Origin of the sequence: Kitasatospora sp. NPDC056184 (genome assembly GCF_042268405.1) — a bacterium.
Classification (GTDB): domain Bacteria; phylum Actinomycetota; class Actinomycetes; order Streptomycetales; family Streptomycetaceae; genus Kitasatospora.
Window position 1 is genome coordinate 1,305,923 of the sequence record NZ_JBHJUI010000001.1, and the last position, 19,566, is coordinate 1,325,488.

A 19,566-nucleotide genomic window follows, 5' to 3' on the forward strand; every position below is an offset into this window, starting at 1 on the left:
GAGCGCATGACACACGCGGAAACCCTCGTACCACCGGCCGCTCCACCCGCCACCCCGCAGCGCTGGACGCCGGTCCTCGCCGTCGCGCTCGCCACCTTCACCGTGGTGTCCTCGGAGATGATGCCGGTCGGCCTGCTCACCGAGATGTCGCACAGCCTCGGGGTCAGCGACGGGGTCACCGGACTCTCCCTCACCATCACCGGCCTGATCGCCGCCGCCCTCGCCCCGTTCACCCCGCGGCTGGTCGCCGGGCGCGAGCGCAGGGCCGTCCTGGTGACCTCCATGGTGCTGCTCGCCCTGGCGAACGCGCTCTCCGCCCTGGCGCCGAACTTCGCCGTCCTCGCCGTCGGCCGGATCCTGCTCGGCGCGGCGATGGGCGTCGTCTGGGGCCTGGCCGCGAGCCTCGGCCCGCGCCTCGCCGACGGCCCGCGCACCGCCCTCGCCATGACGCTGATCTTCTCCGGCGTCTCCATCGCCTCCGTGCTCGGCGTCCCGCTGGGGACCTACCTGGCCGCGCTGCTCGACTGGCGCTTCGCGTTCTGGACGCTCGCCGCCCTCGGCGCCGTCTGCGCCGCCGTCCTCGCCGCCGTGCTGCCCGCCCTTCCCGCGCCGACGGCACGCGGGGGCGAACGGCCGGGCGGGCCGGCCGCCGCCCTGCGCCACCGCGGCGTGGCCGTGGGAACCGCCGTCACCGCCTTCGTCGTGCTCGGCCACTTCGCCGGCTACACCTACGTCCGCCCCGTCCTCGAAGCGGACGCGGGCCTGAGCAGCGGCGTGATCGCCGGCTGCCTGCTGGTCTACGGAGTGGCGGGCGTCGCCGGGAACTTCACCCTCGGCCCGCTGTCCGGACGCCACCCGAAGGCGGCCGTCACCGCCGCCCTCGGCGGTGTCACCCTGGCCGCCGTGCTGCTCCCGCACGCCACCGGCGGCGTCGTCACGGTGCTGCTCGTCCTCGGCCTCTGGGGCGTCGCGTACGGCGGGGTGTCGGTCTCCACCCAGGCCTGGGTGCGCACCGCCGCCCCGGCCGCGATCGAGGCCTCGGCGGCCGTCTGGGCGGGCGTGTTCAACGCGAGCATCGCGCTCGGCTCCTTCGCCGGCGGCCTGGTGGTGGACCACGCGGGCAACCGCGCCGTGCTGCTCACCGCGGCGGGGCTGGCCGCCGCCGGGCTGCTGCTCACCGTGCTGTCGCGGCCGGTCGACCGGCGGCCGGACCGGTAGCCCCCGGCGCCGGCCCCGGCTCAGTCGAGCCGCCCGGCCAGCAGACCGGTGAACCCGGCCGCCAGCGGGTGCGGCCGCCCCACCTTCTGGACCACCTCCAAGGAGGTCGGCTCCAGCTCGGGAACCGGCAGGTAGCGGATGTCCGGCCGCTGGACGTAACCCGTGCTGCGCTCGCACAGCAGCAGCCCCTGGCGGGTGCTGGCCACCATCGACAGACCCTCCTGGAGGGTGGCCGCTCCCGCCGGGTAGGACAGCGCCCGCCCGCTCGGCGTCCGCCGGGGCGCGTTCACCTGCCGCCAGTACTCCGGCGCCGGGCCGCGCGGCTCGATCAGCGGCAGCCCGGCCAGCTCGTCGGCCCCCACCGCGCCCGGGGCGTCCGCGCCGCCGGCGAGGCGCTGCGCGGCGTTGACCGCGACGTACACCGGCTGCCGCGAGAACGTCATCAGCACCTCCAGCCCCGGTTCCCGGCACGGGGCGAGCACGATGGCCAGGTCCACCTCGCCCCGGGCGAGCTGCGAGAACGGATCCGCCCACGGGAGTTCGACCAGCCGGGTGGTGCCCTCCGGCAGGCCCGCGATCACCCGGGCGACCGGCTCGTACACCGCGCACTGGAAGCCCAGCCGCAGCGGCCGGTCCGTCGCGGCCCGGGCGCGGGCGGCGTCGTAGCCCTCCCTGAGCCGCTCGAAGGCGGGCACCACCTGCTCGGCCAGGACCCGCCCCAGCTCGGTCAGCTCCACGCGGCGGCTGGTCCGCCGGAACACCGGGGCGCCGACCCGGTGTTCCAGACGCTTGATCAGCTGGGAGACCCGCCCCTGGGAGACGCCGAGGCGCTGCGCCGTCCGGCCGAAGTGCAGCTGGTGGACGAGCACGGAGAAGCACTCCAGCTCCTGCAGCGGCAGTTCGGGCAGCAGCGGGGACGGCGTCGGTGGTTCCACCTCGACAGCCTACGCCCGGACGGGCCTTTGACCGCCGCCGCGGGACCGCCCCGGGCCCGCCCCGGGTCACTCCCCCCAGGGGCAGGAGGCCGCGGCGCGCTCCAGCTCGGTCACGCCGTCGGCCCGGCGCTCCCGCAGGAGTTCGCCGCCGATGGAGTAGCGGGGCGACGCGGCGTCCGACCGGGCGGCTCGCTCCACGATCGCGTCGACGAGGGAGCGGACCATCGACAGGCGCGGATGGGCGGCGTGGATCCGCTTCTCCCACGGGGAGACGACCGAGGCGTTGCGCCCGAAGTCGCTGCCCACGCCCTCGCGGGTGAGGTAGCACAGCAGGCCGCGGCGCTCGGCGATGCCGGGCGAGGTGTGCAGGGCGATCGCCTCCCAGACCCGGTCGACGTCCGCCTCGGGAACGTCGTGCCGACGCAGCAGCTCCGCCGCCAGGTCCGCGCCCTCCACCTCGAAGCGGGCCGCGCCCGGCGCCAGGTCACCGGCGCCCAGATCGTGCAGCACGGTCGCGGCGAACAGCAGGTCGCGGTCGTACGCGGCGTCCTCCCGGCAGCCCTCGTGGGCGGCGATGATCTCGGCGAAGAGGAAGCTGCGCACGCTGTGGTTGGCCACCGAGGGAGTCTCGGAGGCCCGCGCGGCGGCGAGGACGGCTTCGGCCAGGGGGCCGGTGGGCAGGTCGAGTGAGAAGTCCATGGGCGCAGGCTACGGAGCCTCCGCCGACCCCGGACAGTGGCACGGGGGGCAGGCAGCGCTAGGATCGTGCCATGTCGGCTGTGGAGGAGCACCGGGTCGCGGTGCTGGCGTTTCCGGGGGTGCTCCCGCTCGACCTGGGCATACCGGTGCAGGCCTTCGGCACGGACCCGCACTACCGGGTCACCGTCTGCGCCGACCCGGCGGCCGGGCCGGTCCGCAGCGGCGGGTTCACCGTCACCGCACCCGCCGGGCTGGAAGCGCTGCGGGACGCGGACACCGTCGTCGTCCCCGGGTACGAGGAGCCGCAGACCGCGCCGCCCGCCGCCGCGCTGTCGGCGATCCGCTCCGCGCACGCCCGCGGGGCCCGGCTGGTGTCGATCTGCACCGGGGCGTTCGCACTGGCCGCGGCCGGGCTGCTGGACGGGCGGCCCGCGACGACCCACTGGCGGGACGCCGCCGACCTGCAGCGCCGGTACCCCCGGGTCGACGTGCGCCCGAACCGGCTCTTCGTCGACGACGGCGACATCCTCACCTCGGCGGGGGTCACCGCCGGCATCGATCTGTGCCTGCACATCATCCGGCGCGACCACGGCGCCGCGGCCGCCAACAACCGCGCCCGGGCGCTCGTCGCCCCGCCCCAACGGCCGGGCGACCAGGCGCAGTTCGTCGAGCGCTTCCGGCCCGCGGACCGCGGGGAGGAGCTCGCGCCGGTCCGCGCCTGGATGCTCGACAACCTCGCGGAGCGCCACAGCGTGGACGAACTGGCCCGCCGCGCGCACATGTCCCGCCGGACCTTCATCCGGCGCTTCCAGCAGGAGACGGACACCTCGCCGATGGCGTGGCTGACCGCCGCCCGCATCGACTGGGCCCGCGAACTCCTGGAGACGACCGCGGCGCCCGTCGAGCAGATCGCCCGGCTCAGCGGCCTGGGCAGCCCCGCCGCCTTCCGCGCGGCCTTCCACCGCCACGTCGGCACCGCCCCGACGGACTACCGGACCACCTTCCGCCGCTGACGCCGCCGCTCAGGCATCGTCCGTCCGTACCGGAACTCCGCCATGATCGGAACGGCTGGTACTCGACTGTGTGCGGCCGTCCCCGGGGCCCTAGCCTCACTGGTCTGAACCAGTCGGACGAAGGGGATCCCATGATGAACCGCCTCAGACACGTCGGATCGATCATCGGTGCCGCCGCGGCGGCGCTGACCCTGTGTGCGGGACCCGCGGCCGCGGTCGGGCAGCCCGCGGCGCCGACGGAGTCCGGACCGGTGGCCGGCAGCACCCTCACGGCGAGCGCGGCGGCGAGCGCGGCGGGCGCCACGTTCGTCCGGAGCTTCACGCTCACCAGCCTCAGCCCCGCGGCCGACGGCAAGTGCCTGGACGTCTGGGACTGGGGCAACGGGCCGTGGATCCAGATGTGGGGCTGTCACGGCGGCAGCAACCAGTCGTGGAACGTCTCGTACAACAGCGTCAGCCACGGCTACCAGATCCAGAGCAACTCCAGCGGCAAGTGCATCGACGGCTTCCGCGGGCGCGGGCAGCAGGTCGTCCAGCTCCCGTGCGACAACAGCGCCTCACAGGCCTGGACCGTGCCCGCGAGCGCCGGCCGCTGGCGCTTCATCAACCTCCGGTTCCCCGGCTCCTACCCCCTCCCCGGCCAGACCGGTCAGTGCCTGGACATCTACGACTGGGGCCGAGGCGACGTGGTCCAGCTGTGGGACTGCGGCGCCCAGGCCAACCAGGAGTGGTGGTACGACTGATCCACCCCGGCCCCGAACAGAGCTGCGCCGCGGTCCGTCCCCTCGACGGACCGCGGCGCGGCGGTTTCAGCGGGCGTCAGAGCCTGCCGGTCACACGGCCTGCCAGAGCGCCGGGACGTTCGGCGGCTCCCAGCCGGCGTAGGCGGTGTGGCCCTGGATGCAGCGGTAGCTGACCCCGTTGTAGGTCACGACGTCGCCGGCCTTGTAGGTGGTGCCGGCCGCCCAGGTGCCACCGGGGTTGGGCGTGCCGTTGCCGACCGTCAGGCTGAACTGGCTGGTGTGGACGGTGGCGCCGGCGGTGCCGGTGACGGTGATCTGGTAGGTGCCGGTCGCCGCGGCCGAGGAGGCCGCCAGGGTCAGCGTGGCGGAGGCGCCGGCCTGGACGGACGACGGGCTGAACGTCGCGGTGACGCCGGACGGCAGGCCCGAGGCGGTCAGGGCGACGGTCTGCGCGCTGCCCGAGACGACGGCGGTGTTGACGGTCGCCGTGGTCGAGGCGCCGGGCTTGACCGAGCCGGAGCCCGGGTTCAGCGACAGCGAGAAGTCGTCGCCGCCGTTGTTGGTGCAGGTCGGGTCGCCGGTCTGGGCGGGGATGCTGACGGCGTCCCAGGCGGCCTTGGTGCGGTTGAAGAGGTTGCAGCTGGGGTCGAGGTTCTTGGCGGCGGTCAGGGTGGTGGTGCGGTACTTCTTGTGGGTCATGCCGCTGGTCTTGAGCAGCATGCCGCCGTAGAAGATCCGGCCGGCGTCCTTGATGCCGACGCCGGTGACCGTGGAGTTGTTGCAGGTGGGGCTGGTGGGCTTGCCGCCGCCGGGGTTGGAGCCCTCGGAGAGCAGGTAGAACCAGTGGTTCAGCGGGCCGGCGGCCGCGTGCACCTCGGTGCTCGGGATGGAGGCCGAGTAGCAGTTGGGGTTGTTGCTGACCAGCGAGGGGTTGTACATGTTGCGGATCGGGCCGTTGCCGACGAGGTTGATCATCTCGCCGACGAGGTAGTCCGGCGCGTCGTAGGGGGAGGTCTGGTTGGCGTAGGCCTCGGTGAGCGCGCCGAAGATGTCGCCGGTGGCCTCGCCCAGGCCGTTCTCGTTGTTGGCGCCGCCGGGGGTGAACTGGTCGATGCCGTGGCCGAATTCGTGGCCGACGACGTCGATGGAGGAGATCCACTCGTTGGCCTGGCTGTGGCCGATCGAGATGGAGGAGCCGTCCCAGTAGGCGTTGACGTCGTTGAGGCCGACCTTGACGGGCCAGCTGCCGCCGTTGCCGTTGTGCCCGTTGCGACCGAGCCAGTCGCGGAGCATGTCCCATTCCTTCTGGGCCGCGAACATGGCGTCGCCGCAGCCGGTCTCCTTGCTGGTGGCGCTGCCGTTGCCCCAGGAGTCGGAGGACTTGCTGAAGACCTGGCCGGTGGCGTTGTCGGCACAGCTCAGGCCGGGGCGGCTGGGGTCGCGCAGCGAGAAGGAGCTGCCGGAGCCGGTGGTGCTGATGGTCGGCGAGGGGCCGTTCCACTTGCTGTTGAGCGTGCCCGCCCGCGCGTCGTCGTAGCTGTCGACGACCTCGCCGGTGGTGGCGTCGACGAAGACGTGCAGACGGCTGGGGGTGTTGCCGTTGCGGCCGGTGAGCACGGTCTCCCAGGCGAGGCGGCCGCTGTCGCCGTCCTTGACGCGCACGACCAGGCGGCGGGAGTCGACGGAGTCGACGGCGGAGAGCTTGGTGCGGGCGGTCTTCTCGGCCTTCTGGGCGCTGATCCGGGCGGTGGTGGCACCGCTGATGCGGCCGCTGGTGGCGGCCTGGAGGCCGCGGACCTTGCCCTGGGAGTCGGCGAGGACGACGGCGTCGCCGCCGACCACCGGCAGGCCCTTGTAGCTGCGCTCGTAGGCGACCGAGTAGAGACCGTCCACCCAGGGGGTGACCGACTGGCGCTCGTAGGTCTCGTCCGAGCCCTTGGCCAGGGCGTCCACGCCGGCCGCGACCGCCCGGTCGGCGGCGTTGACGGCGGCGGCCAGGCCGCTGGGCGGCGCGGGGACGGGCGCGGCGGTGGCCGGGCCCGCGGTGGCGGCGATGGTGCCGGCCAGCACGGTCAGGGTGGTGGCCGCGGTCAGCAACCGGCCCGCGGTAGCACTGCGTTTCATCGAGGCTCCTAGCACGTGGGGGTCCTCGACCGCGGAAGGCGTGGCTGGTGGCGCATCGCAGGGCCGTGTTCGGGGACGGCCGTGCGGGCCGTCCGCGTTCGGGTGCTGGAACCCTCACATGGCGTCATGCTCCGGTCAATGCCTGGTGCGCGTGATGCGCGGGGTTGGCAAGTTCCGTCAAGAACCGCACCCGGTCCGGTGGCGGGCAAGGGCCCGGCGCGACCCCGGAGCCGTCGTGGTCACGACCAAGTGAATCCTGGTCGAACAAAGGCGTGGGGTGACAATCATTTGACGCTGTATGGTCAATTTGATGCTCTCGTCCCCTCCTAGGCTCCGAGCATGCCGTCGAGTGACGGTCAGTCAAGGAGTGGACATGAAGAGGGAGATATCCGCACGCCGCGGGCGCGGGGCGCCCGTGGGCATGCGGGCGTTGAGCGGGACACTGGCGCTCGCCGTGGCGGTGTCGCTGCTGGCGGGATCCGAGGCGGCGCTCGCCGCGCCGCCCGGTGGCGCTCCGGCGGAGCAGGGGACGGGCCGGTGGGCCACGTCCGCCGCCGACGTCCCGGCGGCGCGGATCGCCGCCCGGCTGTCCGGGCAGCGGGTGGAGGCGCTCTCCGAGCGCACCGAGACATCGACGACCTGGGTGAACAAGGACGGCTCGCTCACCACCGAGCTGTTCGCGGGCCCGGTCCGCTTCCAGCGCGACGGCCAGTGGGTGGACGTCGACCTCGGCCTGCAGGCGGCCGCCGACGGCTCGGTGGCGCCCAAGGCGCACCCGAACGCGCTGCGGTTCGCCGGTCCCGGCGGCACCCGCGCGAAGTCCCTGTTCCAGGCGCCGGGGCAGGCGCGGGCGCAGGGCCAGGAGGACCCGTCCGAGGCCGCCCGCACCCTGGTGACGCTCGGCCAGGGCGACCAGCGGGTCGAGCTCCAGTGGAAGGGCGGCCTGCCCGAGCCCGTTCTGGACGGCACCAGGGCCACCTACCGGGACGCGATCGCCGACGGCGCGGCCGACCTGGTCGTCGAGGCCACCCGCACAGGCTTCGAGCAGTACACGGTGCTCAAGCACCGTCCGACCGCCGCCGGGTTCTCGTACACGATGCCCCTGCGCGCCGACGGGCTGAAGGCCGAGGCCCAGCCGGACGGCAGCGTGCTGTTCACCGACAAGGTGTCCGGTGAGCAGAAGGCGGTGCTGCCGGCCCCGGTGATGTGGGACGCGACCACCGTCCCGGGGTCCAGCGAGCACCCGCGCCAGGCGAAGGTCGGCCTGGAGGTCGTCGAGCACGGCGACGGCATCGACCTCGTCTTCACCCCGGACGCCGCCTTCCTCGCGGACCCGGAGACCCGGTACCCGGTCACGGTCGACCCGGCCACCACGGCCCTCGGCAACGTCTTCGACACCCGGGTCCAGCAGGGTGAGACGGTCGACTGGTCGGCCGACACCGAGATCTACTGGGGCAACTCCGGCACCAAGAACGCGGACGGCTCCTCCCGCCAGGCCCGGTCGTTCATCAACTGGAACACCGCGCCGATCGCCGACGCGCTGATCACCAACGCGACCCTGTCGCTGTACAACTTCCACTCCGGCAACAGCGACTGCCTGCCCTACGCCTGGGACATCTGGGACACCGGCCTCGCCTCGACCGCCTCGCGGTGGACGGCCCAGCCCTCCTGGAACGCCAAGAAGGCCACCGGCACCGAGACCAAGGGCCGGGACGCCTGCGGCGGCGACGGCTGGATCACCGCCGACGTCACCAACCTGGTGCAGACCTGGACGTCGGCGAAGAACACCACCTCGGGCATGGGCCTGCGCGCCCCCGACGAGACCAGCACCAAGTACTGGAAGGAGGTGAACTCCGCCAACGCCGCGAGCAATGTGCCGAAGCTGACGGTGACGTACAACTACCGCCCGCGCACCGGCACCGACCAGCAGGCCGGCTCCCCGTTCTACAAGGACACCGCCGGCACGTGGTGGGTCAACTCGACCACCCCGACCCTGCGCGACACCTTCGTCGACCCGAACAACGACAAGGTCGACGGCACCTTCCAGATCTTCGACACCGCCACCGACACCCAGGTGGGCAGCGTCCTGGTCTCCCCGTACGTGCCGAGCGGCGCCCCGGCCTCCGTCAAGGTCCCGGCCGGCGTGCTGGCCAACGGCCGGACGTACAGGTTCCGCACCTCCCCGTACGACGGGCTGCACTACAACAACAACTGGTCGGCGTGGGCCACCTTCACGGTCGACACCTCCGCCCCCTCGGCGCCCGCCGCGCTCTCCTCGGCGGACTACCCGTCGGGCCAGTGGGTCAAGGGCCCCGGCCAGGCGGGAACCTTCACGGCGACCCCGCCCGCGGGTGACCAGAACGCCCTGGAGTGGACGCTCGACGGCGCGACCTGGACCAAGGTCGCGACCAACGGCTCCACCGCGCCGGTGTCCTTCACCGCGACCCCGGCCAAGGGCGGCACCAACACCCTGCAGGTACGGGCGGTGGACCGGGCCGAGAACAAGTCCGAGGCCCTGTCCTACACCTTCCAGGTCGGCGCCGGCGGCGTCACCTCGCCGAACGACGGCACCCGCACGGCGGCCCGCCTCCCGCTCGCCGCCGAGGCCGACGCCGCCCGCTACGACAAGGTGTCCTTCTCCTGGCGGCGCTCGGACGCCGACGCCTGGACGCAGGTCCCGGCCGGCGACGTCACCGCCAACGGCACCGCGCTGACCGGCTGGCCGGTGGCCCTGACGGCGGGCAGGAGCCCGGCGCTCACCTGGAACGCCACCTCCACGGTGACCCCGGACGGCGCCGTCCAGCTCCGCGCGGACTTCACCGGGCCGGGCGCCGCGGCCGTCTCCTCGGAGCCGGTCCGGGTCGTCGTCGACCGCAAGGCCGACGACGCGGCGACGGAGAACGTCGCACCGGGCGCGCTCAACCTGCTCACCGGCGACCTCCGGGTCCCGGCCACCGACGTGTCGGTGTTCGGCATGGCGGTCGGCCGCACCCACTCCTCGCGCGACCCGCGGGCCGCCGCCGGCCAGGAGGGCCAGGCGGCGATCTTCGGCCCCAACTGGGTGTCCAGCGTGTCGTCGAGCCTCTCCTCCTCGGAGTACACCGAGGTCCGCAAGACCTCCAACACCTCGCTCAGCGTGATGGCGGCCGACGGCTCGGCCGTCTCCTTCACGTCGAACGCGGCCGGCACCGGCTGGTCGCCCGAGCCGGGCAGCGAGGACCTGACCCTGAGCGGATCCTTCGGCGCGGGCTTCACGCTCTCCGGCGCCGAGGGCACCGTCACCGTGTTCGCCAAGGCCGACCCGGCCGCCGCCACCTGGACGGTGACCTCGACCCTGCTGGACGGGCGCGCCAACACCACCACCACCACCGTCGTGCCGGAGGCGACCGTCGTCGGCGGGAAGACGCTGACCCGCCCGAAGCTGGTCATCGCGCCGACCTCCGCGGCCACCCCGGCGGTCTGCGCGGCGAACCCGGCCGCCAAGGGCTGCCGCGTCCTGCAGTTCGTCTACGCCGGCGCGACCACCGCCACCGGCGTCACCACCGCGGGCGAGTTCGGCGACGTCGCCGGGCAGGTCAGCGCGATCAAGCTGTGGAGCACGGAGCCCGGAGCGGCCGCCGCCACCGCCGTGGACGTCGCCGCCTACCGCTACGACTCGGCCGGCCGGCTGCGCCAGAGCTGGGACCCGCGGATCGGCCAGAGCAGCCAGGACCAGTACACCTACTACACCCAGGGCGCCGACGACGGCCTGCTCGCCTCCGTCCAACTCGGCGGCACCCGCGCCACTTCGCTGGCCTACGGCACCGTCGCCGGCACCCCGGCCGCGGGGCCGGGCATGCTGACGAAGACCTGGCACGACACCCTCGCCCCCGGCACCGCGGCCACCGTCAACGGCACCGCCACGACCACCGTCGTCTACGGCGTCCCGCTCTCCGGCGCGAAGGCGCCCGAGGACCTCGGGCCGGGCGCCGCCGCCTCGTGGGGCCAGACGGACCTGCCGACCGACGCCACCGCGGTGTTCCCGCCGGACCAGGTCCCCGCCTCGAACAACGGCACCGACCTGGGCGCCGGTGACTACACCCGGGCGACCGTGGGCTACCTGAACGCCTCCGGCCGCCAGGTCAACCAGCTCACCCCGGGCCGGCACGTCACCACCACCGAGCACGACCGGCAGGGCCACCAGGTCCGCAGCCTGACCGCGGCCAACCGCGAGCTCGCCCTCGGCACCAGCACGGCGGCCAAGGCCCAGCTGGCCGACCTCGGCATCGACACCCTGCCGTCCGCCGAGCGCGCCCAGCTGCTCTCCAGCACCAGCGCCTACGGCGCGGACGGCCAGCAGGAGACGGACGTCCAGAACCCGCTGCACCGCGTCACCCTCGCCGCCGACGCGGTGGCCGGCAGCACCGTCCTGGCCAAGGCCGGCACCCAGCTGCCCGCCCGTCAGCACACCGTGAAGACCTACGACGAGGGCCGCCCGACCGACGGCACCGCCAAGATCAAGAACCAGGTCACCCTGACCACCACCGGCGCCCGCCTGCGCGCCTGGCCCGACCAACTGGTCGAGACCCGCCAGGACCGCACCGGGTACGACTGGGCGCTCGGCGTGCCCACCACGCAGACCAAGGACAGCGGCGGCCTCGCCCTGACCACCACCACCGGCTACGACGCCCAGGGCCGGATGACCTCCACCCGCCAGCCGGCCTCCACCGGCTCCGACGCGGGCACCGCCCGGACGAGCTACTACACCGCCGACGGCACCGGCGTCTGCGGCAACCGGCCGGAGTGGGCCGACCTGGTCTGCCAGACCGGGCCCGCCGCGGCCGTCACCGGCGGCGGCGCGAACCCCGCGCAGCTGCCCACCCGGACCACCGAGTACGGCCGGTTCGGGCAGGTCACCCGGACCACCGAGACGGCCAACGGCGTCACCCGCACCACCGTGACCGGCACCGACGCCGCCGGGCGCCCCACCAGCGTCACCGTCACCGACGGCCTCGGCACCCCGGCCCCGGCCACCACCACCGCGTACCACCCGGGCACCGGCGCGGTCACCCAGCAGACGTCCGCCGCCGGCGGGACGATCACCAAGGCCTACGACGAACTGGGCCGCGTGATCTCCTACACCGACGCCGACGGCGCCGTCACCACCACGGAGTACGACGCCCTCAACCGTCCCACCAAGGTCACCGACACCGCTCCGTCCACCACCACCTACACCTACGACACCGCCGTCGACCCGCGCGGCCTGGCGACCTCGGTGACGGACTCCGTCGCCGGCGCCTTCGCCGCCCGCTACGACGCGGACGGCTCGCTGCTCACCCAGGGCGTGCCCGGCGGCTACACCCAGACCGACACCAAGGACCCGGCCGGCACCACCGTCAGCCGCGTCCACACCCGCGACAGCGACGGCGCCGTACTGGTCTCCGACGGCATCACCGCGACCGTCCACGGCCAGCGGGCCACCCACACCGGCACCCCCGGCGTCACCGCGGCCCAGACCTACACCTACGACCGGGCCGGCCGGCTCGTCCAGGTTCAGGACACCTCGACCGACGCCGTCTGCACCACCCGCACCTACACCTTCGACCGCAACACCAACCGCACCGGCCTCGCCACCGCCGACGCCGCCCGCGGCCTGGCCTGCACCACCGCCGGAGGCGGCAGCCAGACCAGCGCCTACGACACCGCCGACCGCCTGGTGAACCCCGGTTACGCCTACGACGCGTTCGGCCGCACCACCGCGCTGCCCGGCAGCACCGTCGCGTACTACAACACCGACCTGGTGCAGCAGCAGACCACCGGCTCCAACCGGCAGAACTGGACCCTCGACCCGGCCCAGCGCTTCCGCGCCTGGACCACCGAGACCAACACCGCCGGCACCTGGACCCAGACCGGCGCCAGGACCAACCACTACGGCTCCGACACCGACACCCCCCGCTGGATCACCGAGGACGCCGCGGGCACCCTGACGCGCAACGTCACCGGACCCGCCGGGACCCTCGCCGCCACCACCACCAGGACCGGCGGCGCCGTCCTCCAACTCGCCAACCTGCACGGCGACATCACCCTGCGCCTGCCGCTGGACACCGCCGTCGCGCCCACCGTCCTCGACTACGACGAGTACGGCCAGCCGCGGGCCGGTCAGCCCGGCGCCCGCTACGCCTGGCTCGGCGACAAGCAGCGCTCCGACGAGACCCCGGGCGCGCTCACCCTGATGGGCGTGCGCCTCTACAACCCGGCCACCGGCCGCTTCCTGTCCCCGGACCCGGTCCAGGGCGCCAGCGCCAACGCCTACGACTACTGCAACGCCGACCCGGTCAACTGCACCGACCTCAACGGCCGGATGCCCGGCTGGCTGAAGGCGATGCTGAAGGCCGCCGTCGCCCGCGCCGTCCAGCTGGCCGTCACCGCGGCCGTGACCGCCTGGGTGCCCTTCCTGGCACCATGGGCCCTGCACATCGGCAACTGCGCCGGCGGCGCCTGCGCCGGTGTGCTGTTCGGCAGCGGCAACTGGAAGCAGCGCATCGTCTGGGCCGTCGCCGGCTGCCTCGCCGGCTTCGTCTTCGACCGCGGCATCTCGCAGCGGATCGTCAACAAGGTCATCGGCGTGGTGAGGAGGTTCGTGTGACACCGGAGCAGGAACCTCCGGCGCGCGGCGGGAGCCCGCTGCGCCTGGCCGCGGCGGGCGGGGCCTGGCTCGCCCCGTCCTTCCTCGCCGCGTACCTGCTCGCCGACCTGCTGACCGCCGGCGGCACCGCCCGCACCTGGTGCACCCTGCTCCTCGCACCGGTGATCGGCCTGGCCCTGCGGGCCGTGACCACCCTCGCGGCCCGCCACCGGCACCGGCGGACGGACCGCCAGTAGCCCGACCCGCCCAGCGCGCAGGCCGGCCCACCGCACCACGGTGGGCCGGCCCGCGCCGTTCAGGGCGGCTGAAGGGTGATCACCGTCGTCGTGCCGAGCAGCACGCCCGGCGCCGCCACGGCCCCATGGACGAGGCCTGACCGACCCCAGCCCGCGGACCGCATCCGGGAGCCCGCCGCCCCACCCCTCCCGTACGGTTGCCGGACCGGCGGGGCGGGAAGGGACGGGACAAACCCGGAGACCCGGGGGAGTGGGCGGCGGCGGGGCGCGGAGCGGGGGGCGTGTGACGAGTCGGGTGGGGCACGCGGTGCGGAGCGGTGCGGTGGGGCTGGCCGTCTGGTGGCTCTGGATGCCGCTGCTCGCCTTCGTCGTCGGGCTGGTGAAGCACTTCGCGTTCGGCGGCTTCGGGCAGCAGGACCAGAGCTACCGGCTGCTGATCGAGCGGGAGTTCTTCCCGAACGGCGGTCCGCTGGACGCGGCGCCGCTGTTCTGGTTCTGGATCGCCGTGGGACTGTGCGGCACGGTGTGGGCGGTCCTCCACATCGCGGACGAGGCCGGGGCGGGGCTCGGCGGATGGCGGGTGCGCCTGGTCGTGGCCGTGGTGGTGCTCGGGGTGGTCGGCTCACTGGTGCGCGCCGGCACCGGGCTGTGGGACGACGACAAGGACGCGGGCCGCTACTACGCGGCGGCGACCGTGCTCGACGTCCCGGCCGGCGGCGCGGGCACACCGCGTTCGGTGCTGCCGGTGACCGAGCACACCCGCCCCGGCGACGGCGGCCGCTGCGACCTGGTGGGCACCGCGGACGTGCCGGCCTGCGTGAAGACCGCCCCGATGCCGGACTTCGACTTCGAGGCGCGCACCGCCTCCTACGCCGCCGCGACCAAGGCGCTCACCGACAGCGCCGGCCTGACCTCCGGGGTCCACCTGCTGGGGCACAGCCTGCACTACCTGCCCGACGACTCGGCGGGCGGCGGGGTGTGGACGGCCGTCCTGGACGGCTCCGGCGAACAGCCGATGGAGGGCGTCACCGTCTGGGACGGCCGCTCGAACTCCGTGGTCACCTGCGCCTTCCGCGGCGAGCACGCCTTCCGCCGGGCCTTCGGCGGGACGGGGGCCGTCAGCCTGCGCAACCTGCTCGCCGAGCGCTTCCCGGGCCTGGTCTACAGCGACCAGGACATCTGGGGCTACTGCGACGGCGCCGACCCGCGTACCGCCCAACCGGTGGTGGTCGTCTCGGTGGCGCGGCAGACCGGCTACCGGCAGCGCACGGTGCTGGAGCCGGCCGGTGTGCTGGTGCTGCGCGGCTCGCCGGACGGCCGCCCGGACGTGTCCTACCGGGCGAACGTGGCCCCGGGCGAACTCCCGGGGGCGGTGTACCCGGCTTCGGTGGTCCGCTCGCAGATCCACGAGGTGCAGTGGCTCGGCGGGCGCGGCGCGAAGGACGGCCGCGGCTTCGGCTACGCCCACACCTCGGCGGCGACCAACGCCACCAACCCGGGGGAGTTCCTGCTGCGGTCCAAGGCGGACGGCCACCTCTACTACGTGACGCCGCTGGTGCCGAGGGACAGCTCCTCGCAACTGGTGGTGGCGTTCGCCGTCGTCCGGGCCGACCGGGCCGGCGGCGGCCTCAACGACCTGCACGTGTACGTGCGCGGCGACGACGAACCGCCGGTGAACCTGGACGTGCTGGCCAGCCGGATGGTGTCGTACATGGCGCAGCAGACCTCGATCACCATCAGCACCGGGAAGGGCGGGGCGCTGCAGGAGATCATCCCGTTCGGCCGGGACCGGTGGCGCGGCTTCGTGGACTTCAACGGGCAGACCCAGGACTACATCGACCTGTCCGGCGACGCCCGGGTGACGCCCAACCTGGTGTCGCTGAACGGCAGCATCACCGCCCCCGGCGGCCAGCCGTCCGCGTCCCCGACCCCGACCGCATCACCGACCGCGGCACCGACGCCCGCGCCCGGCACACCGGCGCCGACCGGGCAGCCGTCCACCGCGCCCCCGGTTCCACCGGCGGGCGGCTGCGGCGAGGACCCGGGCCGGTTGACGACCGCACAGCTCGCGGCCTGCGTGGCGGAGCTGTCCAAGGCGCTCCAGGGCCGCGTCCAGGACCAGGCCGCGCCCCGGCCCTGACCCGGCGCACCGCCGACCGCTTGTTCCCGGCCGGGTTCCCGCGAACGGCGGCCGCCGAGCGCCTCGGCCGACAACCGGACGAGATGCCCGGCGACCGCGGCCCGGCGCCCGGCCGCCCGAAGGAGGCGGCCGAGCGTCGGGAGGCCTACCGCACCGGCGCTCCGAGCGCGGCGGCGCGGGCCGGGCATCACGGCGTCACGACGCCCGGCATCACGGCGTCAGGGCATCACGGCGTCAGGAGACGGCGATCTCGCCGAGCTGCAGGTAGTGGTCCCCGAACTGGTCGGCACTCAGCCGGGTGCCGGTGACCTTCACGTAGCGGGCCGTGGCCGGCGCGAACGGGAGGGTCAGGGTGCCGCCCGGGCGCGGCTGGTCGTGGCGGTCCGCGACCGTCGTCCAGGTGGTGCCGTCGGCCGACACCTGGACGGTGAAGTCGACCGGGAAGCCCAGGCCGGTGTTGGCGCCGTCGGTGCGCGGGGTCAGCCGGACCTGCTCGATCCGGCTCGCGCCCTGGAGGTCCACGACGATCGACTCGTTGCCCGCCGCCGTCGGCGACCTGAGGCTGCTCCACCCCATCGAGTAGCCCGCGGCGGAGTTCAGCACGCCGTCCGTGGCCGCGGCGCGGCGCCAGCCGGAGCCCTCGATCGAACTCGACGTGGTCACCGGCCGGTTGGCGGCCAGGTTGTCCCCGGCGGCCTCGATCTCGGCGAGCTGCAGGTGGTAGTTGCCGCGCGGGTCGGTCCGCAGCCTCGTCCCGGTGACCTTGACGTAGCGCACCTCGGCGGGCGCGAACGCGACGGTCTGGGCCGAGGCGTCGGGCCGCGGCTGGTCGTGCCGGTCGGCGACGGTGGTCCAGGTGCTCCTGTCGGTCGAGACCTGGACGGTGTAGTCGACCGGGAAGCCCAGGCCGGTGTTGGCGCCGTCGGCGCGGGCGAAGAGGTCCAGGCGGCTGATCCGGCGGTTCGAGCCGAGGTCGACGGTGACCGACTCGGTGTGGTCGGTGGACAGGTTGTCGATGCTGCTCCAGCCGAGGGTGCCGGTCGGCAGCGACCGGCGGCCGTCGGTGAGGGCGGCGCTGCTCCAGCCGTCGGCCTCGTAGCTGCTGGTGGCGGAGACCGTGGCGGCCTCGGCGGGGTCGGTGCCGGGGTTGAGCCGCACGTTGTCGAAGCGGGCGGCCGCGCCGCCGGTGGCGAGGCCGATGTTGCCGACCGGGTAGGCCGGGTCGGTGACGGACGTCAGCTTCGTCGCGCCCGCGTACACGTCGAGCGAGGAACCGCGGGTGACGACCCGCAGGGTCACCGTCTGACCGGGGGAGAAGCCGGGCACGGTGGCGGTTCCCAGGGTGGTGTTGCCGCGCTGGACGAAGACCTCGCCGTTGTTGCGCAGCGCCACCAGGTAGCCGGTCTGCCGGTCGGCCGGGTTCTGGCTGTGGACTGTCAGGCCGGCCCAGTTGGTGTCGCCGCCACTGGCGTTGGTCCCGGTGATCCGGACGTCGACGGAGGCGGCGACGTCCGCGTAGGCGCGTCCGGCCACGGCGGTGACGTTGTTCCACTCGTCACCGGTGCTGGTCTGCGCGTAGGCCTGGTCGCCGGTGACGGTCCAGGAGCCGCGGGTGTGGCGCCACTGGGTGTCGGCGCCGGTGGAGAAGTCGTCGGTGAACGGGTAGGAGGCGTCGGGCCCGGGGGTGGTGAGGGCGTCGAGGATCTGCTTGTGGCGGTGGTCGATCTCGGTGCCCGAGGTGGTGAACTCGGTGCTGCTGGTGATCAGCGAGGAGGTCAGGGCGTGGGCCAGGACCGGCTTGGTGGCGGCGAGCTGCTTGAGCAGCTCGTAGTCCTGGACACCGGCGAGCAGGGCCTCGCTGCGCACGCTGTTGTAGACGTCCAGCGCACCGGGGGTCAGGTTCGGGCGGACCAGGAACGGGTCGCCGCTGGTCGGACCGTTCAGGGTGTCGACGGCCTTGAACGTGCGCGAGGTGGCGTCCCACTCCGACCAGATGTTCCAGCCCCAGTGGAGGAACCCGTTGCCGCCGATCGCCGACACCATCCACGGCGTCAGCCGGGAGTCGGAGAGCGGGTAGCTGATGAGGCGGTTGGGGTGGCCGTCCTCGGGGCTGCCGCTGAAGTAGAGCCAGAGGTCCTTGCCGGCCAGGCGCTTGTCCTGGTAGTAGACGGCGTTGTAGTCGAAGTCGTCGTCGACGTGCGCGGTGAGGGTGGAGAGCGTGGTGTCGACGTCGGGCACGGGCGTCAGGTGAGCCTCGTTGGTCATGCCCTGCGGGAAGTAGTCGTGGTAGCGCCGGTAGAGCCAGTCGGCGTTGGCCGTCCAGGCGGCGTCGGCGGGCTGGGGCTCGTCGGAGGCGGAGAGGTAGAAGACGTCGCTCCACCGGCGGCCCGGTCCGCAGACCGGTCCCGCGTCCAGGCACTTGGTGTCGAGGTGGGCCTTCAGCGCGGGCAGGGCGGCGGCGAGGTAGTCCTCGGCCTTCTTGGAGCCGGGTGCCAACCGGTCCATCCGGACCCCGCCGCTGCCGTTCTCGACGAGCACCTCCACGGTCGACCCGTTGTCCTCCAGGAGGTGGGGGGTGTAGATGTACTGGAGCGCGCCGGCGTCCTGGAAGAGCTGGACGAAGCGGTCGAAGGTCGTCCAGTCGAAGGTGTAGGTGCCGTTCACCAGCGTGGTGCCGGGGATGGCGAGCGCCTGGAAGTCCGCGAAGACGGTGTTGTTGCGGTGCTTGGCGTGGTTCTTGGCGATGTTCCCCATCAGGGTCCACCAGTCCTTGGAGTACGCCTCCACCCCGAACTGGCCGGGTATCGAACCGGCCGTCTGGGTGTAGTCCCAGCCGACCGAGGTGAACCAGTTGTTCAGCCGGAAGGTGGAGCGGTTCGTCGGCGGGAGGTCGGCCGCGTACACCGTCACCGAGACCGGTACGTCCACCGGGCCCGCCGAACTGTTCACGGTGGCCTTGCCGGTGTAGGTGCCGGGTGCCTGGCCGGGGGGCACCGCCACGCTGTAGTAGTACGGCTGGGTGGTGTTGGCCGCCAGGTCGTACGGGTCGTTGCCGACGAGCGCGTCGTAGTAGGCGTTGCCGCCGTTCGGCGGGTCCTGCTGGTGCGGGCTGTTGTTCTTCCGGATGTTCGGGTGGTTGTACTCCCGGTCGACGGTGATCCTGGACGCCGGGATCACCGCCCCGCCCGGCCCGGTGAGGTCGCCCGCCCGCACCGAAAGGGCGCTCAGGGCCCCTCCGGAGCGGACGGCGATCTGGGCGGCCTGGACCTCGTTGCGTGCGGAGAACAGGGCCACCCCGCCGCTCGGCCGCTGGGGCGCCGGCGAGGACGAGAAGACATGGTCGGCGCCGCTGGCGACCCAGACCGAGGGCGCGGCGGCGGCCCCGGCCTGGGCGGGCAGCACGGAGGCCGCGACCAGACCCGCCAGCACCGCTGTCGAGGCCCGTGTGATCAGTTTCCCCACGATGTTCCCTTCATCGTCAAGACTGCTACGTGCACGGTCAATCTGTGACCCTGACAGTCATATCGTATGAAGAGCATTGTCTTTGAGGGTTTGCCAGAAAAAGCGAGGTCCGCCTCGGTGCTGCCGCGGGCGATGTCCCTCCCGGCGCGGCTGTGTGGTCGGGGGCATCCCTGCCCGTCCGCACCCGCCGGGGAACGGGGCCTCCCGCGGTCCCGTCGCGGTGCCCGTCGCCCGGGGTGCCGACGGTGGCCCGCCGGCCCCGCCGAGTTCCCGCACGGCTCCGGCGCGCAGCGCGAGAGCGTCATCCGGTCCGGCCCGCCCGGTCGACCAGCCCGGATCGCGCCCCGGCCTTGAGGTGCCACTGACAACCC

General features: G+C 73.7%; 9 protein-coding genes and 2 pseudogenes. 6 read left to right on the plus strand and 5 right to left on the minus strand.

Features of this window, described 5'->3' with window-relative positions; genetic code table 11:
- Positions 1–6: 6 nt before the first annotated feature.
- Entirely contained in the window at positions 7–1,218 is a 1,212-nt protein-coding gene (locus tag ACFC0B_RS04940; RefSeq protein WP_376082198.1) for an MFS transporter, read from the plus strand.
- A gap of 20 nt (positions 1,219–1,238) precedes the next feature.
- Here ACFC0B_RS04940 and ACFC0B_RS04945 read toward each other — a convergent pair whose 3' ends face one another.
- Both ACFC0B_RS04945 and ACFC0B_RS04950 read right to left on the minus strand, forming a co-directional pair.
- Positions 1,239–2,153: a LysR family transcriptional regulator gene (locus ACFC0B_RS04945; protein ID WP_376082200.1), complete on the minus strand. Its 915-nt coding sequence runs from the start codon at positions 2,151–2,153 to the stop codon at positions 1,239–1,241.
- Between the two features lie 66 nt (positions 2,154–2,219).
- Positions 2,220–2,852, minus strand: a complete 633-nt coding sequence (locus ACFC0B_RS04950; RefSeq protein WP_376082204.1) for an HD domain-containing protein — start codon at positions 2,850–2,852, stop codon at positions 2,220–2,222.
- Between the two features lie 71 nt (positions 2,853–2,923).
- On the opposite strand from ACFC0B_RS04950, the gene ACFC0B_RS04955 reads away from it, so the two are divergent.
- Together ACFC0B_RS04955 and ACFC0B_RS04960 are read left to right on the plus strand one after the other, a co-directional pair.
- Positions 2,924–3,865 (plus strand): GlxA family transcriptional regulator, encoded by a 942-nt coding sequence (locus ACFC0B_RS04955; protein ID WP_376082207.1) that lies wholly within the window; start codon positions 2,924–2,926, stop codon positions 3,863–3,865.
- Between the two features lie 134 nt (positions 3,866–3,999).
- The gene (locus ACFC0B_RS04960; RefSeq protein WP_376082210.1) at positions 4,000–4,608 is read left to right on the plus strand and encodes an RICIN domain-containing protein; all 609 of its coding nucleotides are present in this window, start codon (positions 4,000–4,002) and stop codon (positions 4,606–4,608) included.
- Positions 4,609–4,698: 90 nt separating this feature from the next.
- On the opposite strand, the pseudogene ACFC0B_RS04965 reads toward ACFC0B_RS04960, so the two are convergent.
- Both ACFC0B_RS04965 and ACFC0B_RS04970 read right to left on the minus strand, forming a co-directional pair.
- Positions 4,699–4,824, minus strand: a pseudogene (locus ACFC0B_RS04965) (carbohydrate-binding protein); the annotation flags it as partial.
- 12 nt (positions 4,825–4,836) lie between these two features.
- A pseudogene (locus tag ACFC0B_RS04970) lies at positions 4,837–6,702 on the minus strand (M4 family metallopeptidase); the annotation flags it as partial.
- Between the two features lie 403 nt (positions 6,703–7,105).
- Here ACFC0B_RS04970 and ACFC0B_RS04975 point away from each other — a divergent pair.
- The 3 genes from ACFC0B_RS04975 (at position 7,106) to ACFC0B_RS04985 (ending at position 15,733) form a co-directional block, all read left to right on the plus strand.
- Positions 7,106–13,357 carry a DNRLRE domain-containing protein gene (locus tag ACFC0B_RS04975; protein WP_376082213.1) on the plus strand — a complete coding sequence of 2,084 codons (6,252 nt, stop codon included), beginning with the start codon at positions 7,106–7,108 and terminating at the stop codon, positions 13,355–13,357.
- A complete protein-coding gene (locus ACFC0B_RS04980) occupies positions 13,354–13,593 on the plus strand; it encodes a hypothetical protein (RefSeq protein WP_376082215.1) in 240 nt (79 codons plus the stop codon). Before ACFC0B_RS04975 ends, ACFC0B_RS04980 begins: the two co-directional genes overlap by 4 nt.
- A 283-nt stretch (positions 13,594–13,876) precedes the next feature.
- Positions 13,877–15,733: a hypothetical protein gene (locus ACFC0B_RS04985; protein WP_376082218.1), complete on the plus strand. Its 1,857-nt coding sequence runs from the start codon at positions 13,877–13,879 to the stop codon at positions 15,731–15,733.
- A 234-nt stretch (positions 15,734–15,967) separates the two neighbouring features.
- Here ACFC0B_RS04985 and ACFC0B_RS04990 read toward each other — a convergent pair whose 3' ends face one another.
- A complete protein-coding gene (locus ACFC0B_RS04990; RefSeq protein ID WP_376082221.1) occupies positions 15,968–19,195 on the minus strand; it encodes a discoidin domain-containing protein in 3,228 nt (1,075 codons plus the stop codon).
- Positions 19,196–19,566 lie beyond the last annotated feature (371 nt).

Bases quoted from the DNA above. Each gene is read 5' to 3' on its own strand.
- ACFC0B_RS04940 (WP_376082198.1), top strand. From the start codon at position 7: ATGACACACGCGGAAACCCTCGTACCACCGGCCGCTCCACCCGCCACC.
- ACFC0B_RS04950 (WP_376082204.1), bottom strand. From the start codon at position 2,852: ATGGACTTCTCACTCGACCTGCCCACCGGCCCCCTGGCCGAAGCCGTC.
- ACFC0B_RS04955 (WP_376082207.1), top strand. From the start codon at position 2,924: ATGTCGGCTGTGGAGGAGCACCGGGTCGCGGTGCTGGCGTTTCCGGGG.
- ACFC0B_RS04960 (WP_376082210.1), top strand. From the start codon at position 4,000: ATGAACCGCCTCAGACACGTCGGATCGATCATCGGTGCCGCCGCGGCG.
- ACFC0B_RS04975 (WP_376082213.1), top strand. From the start codon at position 7,106: ATGAAGAGGGAGATATCCGCACGCCGCGGGCGCGGGGCGCCCGTGGGC.